Origin of the sequence: Dietzia sp. CQ4 (genome assembly GCF_014145125.1) — a bacterium.
Classification (GTDB): domain Bacteria; phylum Actinomycetota; class Actinomycetes; order Mycobacteriales; family Mycobacteriaceae; genus Dietzia; species Dietzia natronolimnaea.
The window spans coordinates 1-5,749 of the sequence record NZ_JAALDZ010000229.1; the positions used below are offsets into that span (position 1 = coordinate 1).

Consider the following 5,749-nt stretch of genomic DNA (forward strand, 5'->3'; position numbering starts at 1 on the left):
GGGGCCGCTCCGGGACGCGTGGCGCGCGAGGGAGAAGGCGATGGCAACCGGCGACCGTGATCGGCCGAGGGGCCGGAGGATGGTCATGGCCCCCCACCTGAGCGGCCTGGACCCGGACCCGGACCGCGGCGCGGAGATCGAGCAGAAGTCGCCCGGTGAGCGCGACGGCGCCGTGCCCCGCGGCGAGTTCGTCCGCAGTGTGATCGGGACCGTCGCCGGGGTCGCGGCCGCGGTGCTGGTCTACACGGTCATGCCGGGGGACCTGGAGCACAACGCGCGACTGACCGCTGCCGTGGCGGTGCTGCTGGGGATCTGGTGGATGACCGAGTGCATCCCCATCCCCGCCACGGCGCTGGTGCCGCTCATCGCGTTCCCGGTGCTGGGTCAGGACATCTCGGTCGACGACGTCGGCGCCCAGTACGGCAACAACATCATCTTCCTGTTCATGGGCGGATTCCTCATCGCGATCGCCATGCAGAGGTGGAACCTGCACCGACGGATCGCCCTGCTGACGGTCCGGGCGATGGGCACCCGCTCGACACGGGTCATCGCCGGGTTCATGATCGCGACCGGCTTCCTGAGCATGTGGGTGTCCAACACCGCCACGGCCGTGATGATGCTGCCGATCGGCGTCTCCGTCCTCATGCTCGCCTCCGAACTGGGCGGGAACGGGTCCGGAGGTCAGGAGGACGACCCCGAGGGGTCGATGCCCCGGATGGACTCCTCGTCGGACCCGACGTCCGACGAGGTCAAGAAGGCCGTCATCCGGTCGAACTTCGGGACCGCCCTCATGTTGGGCATCGCCTACGCCGCGTCGATCGGATCGCTGGCGACGATCATCGGAACCCCGCCCAACACCCTGCTCGCCGGCTACCTCGAGAGCGAGCACGGCATCATCCTGGGTTTCGGCCGGTGGATGATGGTGGGTCTCCCACTGTCGATCGTGATGCTCCTGGTCGCCTGGTTCCTGCTCACCAAGGTGCTGTTCAAGCCGGAGGTGGAGCGGATCCCCGGGGGGCGGCAACTGTTCGACGACGAGCTACGCAGCCTCGGCCCCATCTCGTCGGGCGAGAAACGCGTCCTGGCCGTGTTCGTCGCCGCCGCCGTCGCGTGGGTGACCGTGCCGTTGGTGTGGGAGGACCCGCCCGTCTCCGACGCGGGGATCGCGTTGATCGCCGGACTCGTGCTGTTCCTGCTCCCCGCCGGCACCGCGCGTGGCGTTCGTCTGTTGACGTGGGAGGCCGCGCTCGCCCTGCCCTGGGGGGTGCTCCTGCTCTTCGGCGGCGGGCTGGCGCTGTCGGCCCAGTTCTCCGGGTCCGGGCTCACCGACTGGATCGGTGAGAAGTCCGCCGCCCTCGGTGGCCTGCCGGTCGTCCTGCTGGTCGTCGTCGCCGCCGGCGGGGTCCTCATCCTGACCGAACTGACCAGCAACACCGCGACCGCCGCGACGTTCCTGCCGGTCGCGGGTGGGGTGGCGCTGGGTCTCGGGCTCGACCCGATGCTGCTGGCGGTCCCGGTCGCCCTGGCCGCCACCTGCGCGTTCATGCTGCCGGTGGCGACCCCGCCCAACGCCATCGCGTACGGATCCGGATACGTGACGATCGGCCAGATGATCCGCGGCGGGGTGTGGCTCAACCTCGTGGGGATCGTGCTCATCACGCTCGTCACCATGACCCTCCTGGTGTGGGTGTTCGGACTGACCTCCTGACGGGGGCGATAGCGTCGGGGGCATGAGCGTCGCGCGTACCCCCTCTCTCAGGTCGGCCGTCGAGCCGTTCCACGTCATGAGTGTCCTGGCCGCGGCGGCGCGGCGTCAGGAGACCCACGGCGACGTGATCTCCCTGTGTGCCGGGCAGCCCTCGACCCCGGCGCCCGGGCCGGTGCTGGAGGCCGCACGGCGCGCGGTGGACGGCGAGATCCTCGGCTACACCGAGGCGATCGGAATCCGACCGCTCCGGGAGGCGATCGCGGACCACCACCGGCGGGTGGACGGTGTCGAGGTGACCGCCGACGACGTCGTCGTCACCACCGGGTCGTCCGGCGGATTCACGGTGCTCTTCCTGGCCGCGTTCGATCCCGGGGACACCGTCGTCATGGCCCGCCCCGGGTACCCCGCCTACCGCAACACCCTCCAGGCCCTGGGCTGCCTTGTCCACGAGATCGCCTGCGGCCCCGGGACCCGGTACCAACCCACGGTCGCGCAGCTCGAGGCGGTCACGGCGGAGCTGGGCCACCCGCCCGCCGGCCTCATCGTGGCCAGTCCCGCCAACCCGACCGGGACGATCATCGACGCCGCCGAACTCGCCGCCCTCGCGCGCTGGTGCGAGGCCCACGGCACGTTGCTGGTCAGCGACGAGATCTACCACGGCGTCACCTACGGCCGGGAGTGCGCGAGCGCATGGCGGACGAGCCGCGAGTCCGTGGTGATGGGCTCGGTGTCCAAGTACTTCTCGATGACCGGGTGGCGGATCGGGTGGATGCTGCTGCCGCGGTACCTGAGCGCCCCCGTGGACCGGCTCATCGGCAACCTCACCATCTGCCCGCCCGCGCACGCCCAGTTCGCCGCCGTCGCCGCGTTCACCGAGGACTCGGCAGCCGAGCTCGACTCACACGTGGAGCGGTACGCCCGGAACCGCGAGCTCGTGCTGCGCCGACTCGCCGGACTCGGGGTGGGGGAGACCGCACCTCCCGACGGAGCCTTCTACACCTACTTCGACGTCTCGCAGTGGACCGACGACTCGGTGGCGTGGTGCGCGGAGATCCTCGAACGCACGGGGGTCGCGCTGACACCCGGCGTCGACTTCGACACCGTCGACGGTCGGCACACGGTGCGCCTGAGCTTCGCCGGGGACACCGCCGAGATCGCCGAGGCGATGGACCGACTGGAGGCCGTACTGGTCCCGCGGCAGCCGCCCACGGGTTAACGTCGGCGCATGGGTTCCGCCGAGATCATCACCGCCATCGTCTACATCACCCGCCCGTGGCTGTTGCTCGAGGCGCCGCTGACGGTGGATCAGGTCTACCTCAACGCACGCGAGATCCTCGCCGGGTCCACCGGCGGCTCGATGATCTCCTGACCGGGCTGCGATACTGGGGGCGTGACCGCCCAGAACGCCGTACCCGCCCGGGCCACCAAGCCCCGGATCTCCAACGTCCTCGCCTCGCGCTACGCGAGCGCCGACCTGGCCACTCTGTGGTCCGCCGAGCACAAGATCGTGCTCGAGCGGCAGCTGTGGATCGCGGTCCTGCGCGCCCAGCGTGATCTGGGAGTCACCGTTCCCGACGGTGTGATCGAGGCCTACGAGGCCGTGATCGATCGCGTGGACCTGGCGTCGATCGCCGAGCGCGAGCGGGTGACCCGGCACGATGTCAAGGCCCGGATCGAGGAGTTCAACGCCCTCGCCGGACACGAGCAGATCCACAAGGGAATGACGAGCCGGGACCTCACCGAGAACGTCGAGCAGCTCCAGGTGATCCGCTCCCTCGAGTTGGTCCGCGACCGCGGGGTGGCGGCGGTTCGCCGGTTGGCCGAGCACGCGGTGGCGCACCGCGACCAGGTGATGGCCGGCCGCAGCCACAACGTCGCCGCGCAGGCCACCACCCTGGGCAAGCGCTTCGCCTCCGCGGCCGATGAGCTGCTGTTGGCGCTCGAGCGGGTCGACTCACTGATGGAGCGGTACCCCCTGCGCGGTATCAAGGGCCCGATGGGCACCGCGCAGGACATGCTCGACCTGCTCGGGGGCGACGCCGGGAAGATGTCGGAGCTCGAGAGCCGCATCGCCGGGCACCTGGGCTTCTCCCGGACCCTGGACTCGGTCGGCCAGGTGTACCCGCGGTCCCTCGACCACGAGGTCGTCTCCGCCCTGGTCCAGTTGGGCGCCGGCCCGTCCTCGCTGGCCCACACGATCCGGCTGATGGCCGGACACGAGCTGGTCACCGAGGGTTTCCAGCCCGGCCAGGTCGGGTCGTCGGCGATGCCGCACAAGATGAACACCCGGTCCTGCGAGCGGGTCAACGGGCTCCAGGTGGTCCTCCGCGGGTACGGCTCCATGGCCGCCGAGCTCGCCGGCGCGCAGTGGAACGAGGGCGACGTCTTCTGCTCGGTGGTGCGTCGCGTCGCTCTGCCGGATGCGTTCTTCGCGCTGGACGGCATGTTCGAGACGTTCCTGACCGTGCTCGACGAGTTCGGGGCGTACCCGGCCGTGATCGACAAGGAGCTCCAGCGCTACCTGCCGTTCCTCGCCACCACCAAGGTCCTCATGGCGGCCGTCCGGGCCGGGGTCGGCCGAGAGGTCGCGCACGAGGCGATCAAGGAGAACGCGGTGGCGGTGGCGTTGGCGATGCGGGAGGAGGGCCGCGAGCCCGACCTCGTCGACCGGCTCGCCGCCGACGACCGGCTGCCGCTGGACCGCGCGGCGCTGGAGGGGGCACTGGCCGATCGCGCCGCGTTCATCGGTGCCGCCGGTGATCAGGTCGACGCCGTGGCCGCCCGCGTCGAGGCACTCGTTGCCCGGTACCCGGAGGCCGCCGGGTACGCCCCGGGCTCGATCCTCTAGCGGGAGTCACGCCCCGCCGGCGAGCCCCGTCCGGTAGGCCCACACCACGGTCTGTAGCCGGTCCCTGGTGCCGAGCTTGGTCATGGCCCGCCCCAGGTGTGACTTCACGGTGGACTGTTCCACGTGGAGGGCGGCCGCGATCTCGGCGTTGGACATGCCCTCGGCGAGCAGCCGGACGATGTCACGTTCGCGGGGGGTGAGGGGGCCGGCGGCCTCCGCGGGGTCGGGGGCCCGGCGCCGGCGGGCGAACTCGGCGATCACGCGCCGGGTCACGGATTGGTCGACCATTCCCTCCCCGCGGGCGAGGCGTCGGATGGCCTGCGCGAGCTCGGCGGGGTCGCAGTCCTTGAGGATGAATCCGCTGGCCCCGGCCTCCAGGGCCCCGAACACGTAGTCGTCTAGATCGAAGGTCGTCACCACGAGTACGGCGGGCCGGTCGCCGTCGCGTTCGGCGACGATCTGCCGGGTCGCGGTGAGTCCGTCCCCGCCGGGCATCCGCACGTCCATGCAGACGACGTCGGGTCGGGTGCGGCGCACCATGGTGACGGCCTCGGGGCCGCTGGACGCCTCCCCGACCACGTCGAGGTCCGCCGCCTCCTCCAGCAGCACCCGGAACCCGGCGCGCACCACCGCCTGGTCGTCGACCAGCGCCACCCGGATCATGCGCGCCCCCCGTCATCCGTGGCCACGGGGACCCGCAGCCGCACCCTCCACCCGCCGTCATCGGTCCCACCCGCGTCGAGGGTTCCCCCGACGAGGTCCGCTCGCTCGCGCATCACCGCCAGTCCGGTCCCACCGTGTGTGCCGCGGACCGGTGCCGGTCCCTCGAGGGCGGGACCGTTGTGCACCTCGAGCACCACCCCGTCGACCTCGTAGGTCACCCGCACCGTCACGTCCGCGCCGCCCGCGTGCTGCCGGGCGTTCGTCACGGCCTGCTGCGCCACCCGGAACACCGACACGTCCACGAGGGCCGGGAGGGGGACCGGGTCGCCGACGAGCTCGACGGTCACCCGGTCCCCGAGCGACCGGGCCGTCCTGGTCAGGTGGTCGAGCGCCGCGATCCCCGGCACGGGTGCCAGTCCGTCGCGGTCCCCGGCCTCCCCGGAGTCCTCGCGCAGCAGCCCGACCATCTGCCGCAGGTTGTCGAGGGTCTCGCGGCCCTGGTCCCGCAACCACACGGCCCCGGCCCGCGC

At 71.6% G+C, this 5,749-nt stretch carries 6 protein-coding genes; 4 read left to right on the plus strand and 2 right to left on the minus strand.

The annotated features are described in order from the left end of the window. Positions 1-79 precede the first annotated feature (79 nt). The 4 genes from G6031_RS13020 to purB are packed head-to-tail and all read left to right on the plus strand — an operon-like array spanning position 80 to position 4,556. Positions 80-1,708, plus strand: a complete 1,629-nt coding sequence (locus G6031_RS13020; protein WP_347238497.1) for a DASS family sodium-coupled anion symporter — start codon at positions 80-82, stop codon at positions 1,706-1,708. A gap of 22 nt (positions 1,709-1,730) precedes the next feature. Then, positions 1,731-2,924, plus strand: a complete 1,194-nt coding sequence (locus G6031_RS13025) for an aminotransferase class I/II-fold pyridoxal phosphate-dependent enzyme (protein ID WP_182653481.1) — start codon at positions 1,731-1,733, stop codon at positions 2,922-2,924. Positions 2,925-2,933: 9 nt separating this feature from the next. Next, the gene (locus G6031_RS13030) at positions 2,934-3,077 is read left to right on the plus strand and encodes a hypothetical protein (RefSeq protein ID WP_182653482.1); all 144 of its coding nucleotides are present in this window, start codon (positions 2,934-2,936) and stop codon (positions 3,075-3,077) included. 21 nt (positions 3,078-3,098) lie between these two features. Beyond that, a complete protein-coding gene (gene purB, locus G6031_RS13035; RefSeq protein WP_179524592.1) occupies positions 3,099-4,556 on the plus strand; it encodes an adenylosuccinate lyase in 1,458 nt (485 codons plus the stop codon). Positions 4,557-4,562: 6 nt separating this feature from the next. Here the strand turns inward: purB and G6031_RS13040 are convergent, their stop codons facing one another. Continuing rightward, the gene (locus tag G6031_RS13040; protein ID WP_182653483.1) at positions 4,563-5,219 is read right to left on the minus strand and encodes a response regulator transcription factor; all 657 of its coding nucleotides are present in this window, start codon (positions 5,217-5,219) and stop codon (positions 4,563-4,565) included. Then, positions 5,216-5,749, minus strand: a 534-nt coding sequence (locus G6031_RS13045; protein WP_347238496.1) for an ATP-binding protein, incomplete at its 5' end; no start/stop codon positions are given. The genes G6031_RS13045 and G6031_RS13040, both read right to left, overlap by 4 nt.